General features: G+C 67.0%; 5 protein-coding genes. All 5 read right to left on the bottom strand.

The genetic code is table 11. The annotated features are described in order from the left end of the window. A partial coding sequence (locus ACIQ42_RS16895) for an ABC transporter ATP-binding protein (protein ID WP_397423405.1) occupies window positions 1-641 on the bottom strand: 641 nt, incomplete at its 3' end. Next, entirely contained in the window at window positions 634-1,929 is a 1,296-nt protein-coding gene (locus tag ACIQ42_RS16890; RefSeq protein ID WP_397423404.1) for a lipoprotein-releasing ABC transporter permease subunit, read from the bottom strand. The genes ACIQ42_RS16890 and ACIQ42_RS16895, both read right to left, overlap by 8 nt. Continuing rightward, window positions 1,926-3,242 (bottom strand): proline--tRNA ligase, encoded by a 1,317-nt coding sequence (gene proS, locus ACIQ42_RS16885; protein ID WP_397423403.1) that lies wholly within the window; start codon window positions 3,240-3,242, stop codon window positions 1,926-1,928. Before proS ends, ACIQ42_RS16890 begins: the two co-directional genes overlap by 4 nt. Before the next feature lie 77 nt (window positions 3,243-3,319). Then, a complete protein-coding gene (locus ACIQ42_RS16880; protein WP_397423402.1) occupies window positions 3,320-3,580 on the bottom strand; it encodes a DUF1467 family protein in 261 nt (86 codons plus the stop codon). Then, the coding region (locus ACIQ42_RS16875; protein WP_397423401.1) for a VOC family protein at window positions 3,580-3,867 on the bottom strand (288 nt) is incomplete at its 5' end. The genes ACIQ42_RS16880 and ACIQ42_RS16875, both read right to left, overlap by 1 nt.

Genomic DNA, 3,867 nt, shown 5'->3' with positions numbered 1-3,867 from the left:
CGGTCCATATGCGCGGCCAGCGCCAGGTTGTGCGTCGCCACCAGCGCCGCCACGCCTTCCTTGCGCGCGAGCGCGTAGAGGCTGTCGAAGACCGCCGTCGAGGTCGCCGGGTCGAGGTTGCCGGTGGGCTCGTCGGCCAGCAGCAGGCGGGGCGAATTGGCCAATGCCCGGGCCACGGCCACGCGCTGTTGCTCGCCGCCCGAGAGTTGGGCCGGCTGGTGCTGGGCGCGATCCTTCAGGCCCAGGCCCTCAAGCAATGTGGCCGCCCGGGCGGTAGCGGCCTTGCGGTCCTCGCCGGCGATCATCCGGGGCAACGCCACATTGTCGAGGGCGGAGAACTCCGGCAGCAGGTGATGGAACTGGTAGACGAAGCCGATGGTCGACAGGCGCACGCGGGTGCGTTCCCGCTCGCCCAGGCTGGAGCAGTCCACGCCCCGGATGGTTATCCGGCCCGCGTCAGGGTGCTCGAGCAAGCCTGCGGCATGCAGCAGGCTGGACTTGCCCGACCCGGACGGGCCGATCAGGCCCACGATCTCGCCCGGCTGGATGTCGAGGTCGACGCCCTTCAGCACATTCAGCGACCCGGCGGCGGTCACATAGGTGCGTTCCAGACCACGGATGGAGAGCACCGGCTCACTCATAGCGCAGCGCCTCCACCGGATCGATGCGCGCGGCCCTCAGCGAGGGCGGCAGGGTGGCCAGGAAGCTCATCCCCAGAGACCAGCCGGCGATCAGGGCCACCTCGGCCCAGTCCACCCGGGCCGGTACCCGGGACAGATAGTAGACGTCGGAGGAGAAGACCGCCTGACCCGTGACCCACTCCACCACGCCCTGGATCGGGCCGATGTAGATGCAGAACAGCGTGCCTATGATCAGGCCCGCCGCCGTGCCTAGCAGGCCCACGCTGGCCCCGGCCATGAAGAAAATCCTGAGGATCGAGCCCTGCGGCGCGCCCATGGTGCGCAGGATGGCGATGTCGCGCCCCTTGTTCTTCACCAGCATGACCAGGCCGGAGATGATGTTCATGGCCGCGATGGCCACCAGCAGCATGAGGATCAGCCGCATCACCGCCCGCTCCAACTGAAGCGCGCCCCAGTAGGAGGAATCGCGCTGCATCCAGTCGGTGACCAGGGCCGCCGGTCCAGCCGCCTTGCTGAGGGCCGGCATCATTTTCAGGATGCGGTCGGGATCGTCGACGCGGATCTCGATGGCGTCGGCGGTGCCCTCGCGGCCGAAGAACAGCTGAGCCTGGGCCAGCGGCATGTAGATGTAGGCCTGATCGTACTGGCTCATGCCGATGCTGAAGGTGGCGCCCACCGTATAGGCCTTCTGTAACGGCGTGCCGCCAAAAGCCGTGGCGCCGCCCGAGGGCGAGATCAGGGAGATGGTGTCGCCGGGCGCCACGCCGAGCATCTGCGCCAGGCGCTCGCCCAGGATGATCACGTCGCCGCCATAGTCGCCGACGCCGAAGGCCGTCAGGTCGCCCTTGGATATGTTGCCCGCCACCAGCGGCGTAGCCTGGAGGTCGCCCGGCGTAATGCCCCTCACCAGGGCGCCGGTGATCTGGCTGGGCCCGATGGCGATGGCCTGCGCCTCGATGATGGAGGCGGCCTGGGTGACGCCGGGCACCTTCAGCAGGCGCGCGACCGCCCGGTCCCGCTCGTCGCCGTCCAGCACGCCGCCGGACACGAAGGCGTGGCCCTGGAAGCCCAGGATGCGGCTCAGTAGCTCGGTCCGGAAGCCGTTCATTACCGACATGACGATGATCAGCGTCGCCACCGCCAGCGTGATGCCGATGAAGGAGATCACCGAGATCAGTCCCACCCCGCCCTGACTGCGCCGGGCGCGGAGGTAGCGGATCGCCAGCATCCGCTCCCACAGACCGAATGGTCGCGCGTGTCCGCCGGAGGCGGCGACCGCGTCGGTCATCCGGTGATCGCCTTGAGCGCCGCCTCGAGCGGCAGGGTCTGGCGCTCACCGGTGGAGCGGCGCTTGAGTTCGACCACGCCGTCAGCCAGCCCCTTGGGGCCGATCACCAGCTGCCAGGGGATACCCACCAGGTCGGTGGCGGCGAACTTCGCGCCGGGCCGCTCATCGCGGTCGTCATAGAGTGGGTCCGTGCCCGCCGCGAGCAGCGCCGCATAAGCCGTTTCGCAGGCCGCGTCGCAGGCGGGGTCGCCCGCGCGCAGGTTCAGCACCGCCGCCCCGAAAGGCGCTACGCTGTCGGGCCAGATGATCCCGCCCGCGTCATGGCTGGCCTCGATGATCGCCGCCACGAGACGCGAGACGCCGACGCCGTAGGAGCCCATCTGCACCGGCGTATCCTTGCCATCCGGCCCGGTCACATTGGCCTTCATCGGCCCGGAGTATTTCGTGCCAAAGTAGAAGATGTGCCCTACCTCGATGCCCCGCGCGGTCATCTGCTTGTCGGCCGGCATGGCGTCGAAACGCGCGACGTCATGCATCTCGTCGGAGGCGGCATAGAGGCTGGTGCGCCGGGTAACCTCGGTCTCCAGATCACCGTCCCAGTCGATATCGGGTCCAGGCGCGCCCATCTCCACCAGACCACGGTGCGCGAACACCTGGCTCTCGCCGGTGTCGGCCAGGATCATGAACTCGTGGCTGAGGTCGCCGCCGATGGGGCCGGGATCGGCCTTCACCGGAATCGCCTTCAGCCCCAGCCGCGCATAGACGTTGAGATAGGCCAGGAACATCCGGTTGTAGGACCTGCGAGCCGCCGCCTCATCCACGTCGAAGGAATAGGCGTCCTTCATCAGAAACTCGCGCCCGCGCATCACCCCGAACCGGGGCCGGCGCTCGTCGCGGAACTTCCACTGGATGTTGTAGAGATTCTTCGGCAGGTCCTTGTAGGACTTGATGTAGCTGCGGAAGATGTCGGTCACGACCTCCTCGGCCGTGGGCCCGTACAGCAGGTCCCGGTCGTGGCGATCCTTGATGCGCAGCATCTCCTCGCCGTAGTCGTCATAGCGCCCGCTCTCGCGCCACAGGTCGGCCAGCTGCAGGGTGGGCATCAGAATTTCCACAGCCCCCGCGCGGTTCATCTCCTCGCGCACGACCTGCTCGATTTTCTTCAGCACCTTCAGGCCAAGCGGCAGCCAGGCATAGATGCCGGCCGCTTCCTGCCGGATCATCCCGGCGCGCAGCATCAGCTGGTGCGAGACAATCTGCGCATCGGACGGCGCCTCGCGAAGGGTCGGCATGAAGTATCGCGAAAGGCGCATGGGTTCGGAGACTCTCGGGTCAGATGGGACGGCCCTGATACCCTTGCCATGAAGACCTTGGCAACGTTGGGGCGGTGCTAAAGGCCGCCGGGAACCCGTGGCAGGGGCACCAGGCCAAAATAGACCACCGCGTAGATCACCGCGAAGATGATCGCCGAGATCCAGGTGGTGGTGATGAACTTCTGCTTGAGCCTGGGATCCACCGGGGCGCCCGGGTCTCCGCCGTCACCCTTGTCGATGCCGGCCTCGGCATGGGAGACGGTCCCGAACGGCAGCACACAGAAAAGAACTGTCCACCAGACCGTCAGGAAGATCGCAACCGAGGTGAATACGCCCATCAGTGATCGCCCTTCGGAGTTTCCATCAGCTCGACCAGCACGCCGCCCATGTTCTTCGGATGCACGAAGATCACCGGCACCTTGTGCGCCCCGATGCGGGGTACGCCGCCGTTCAGCACGGTCGCGCCCTTGGCCACCATATCATCACGCGCGGCGATGATGTCAGGCACCTCGAAGCAGATGTGGTGCTGGCCCCCCGCCGGGTTCTTTTCGAGGAAGCCCTTGAGCGGCGAATTGTCCCCGTAGGGCTCGATCAACTCGATCTGGCTGTTGGGCAGATCCACAAA

This window comes from Phenylobacterium sp. (genome assembly GCF_044372605.1).
In the GTDB taxonomy this organism is placed as follows: domain Bacteria; phylum Pseudomonadota; class Alphaproteobacteria; order Caulobacterales; family Caulobacteraceae; genus Phenylobacterium.
This window is presented reverse-complemented; position numbering and strand designations above follow the sequence as displayed.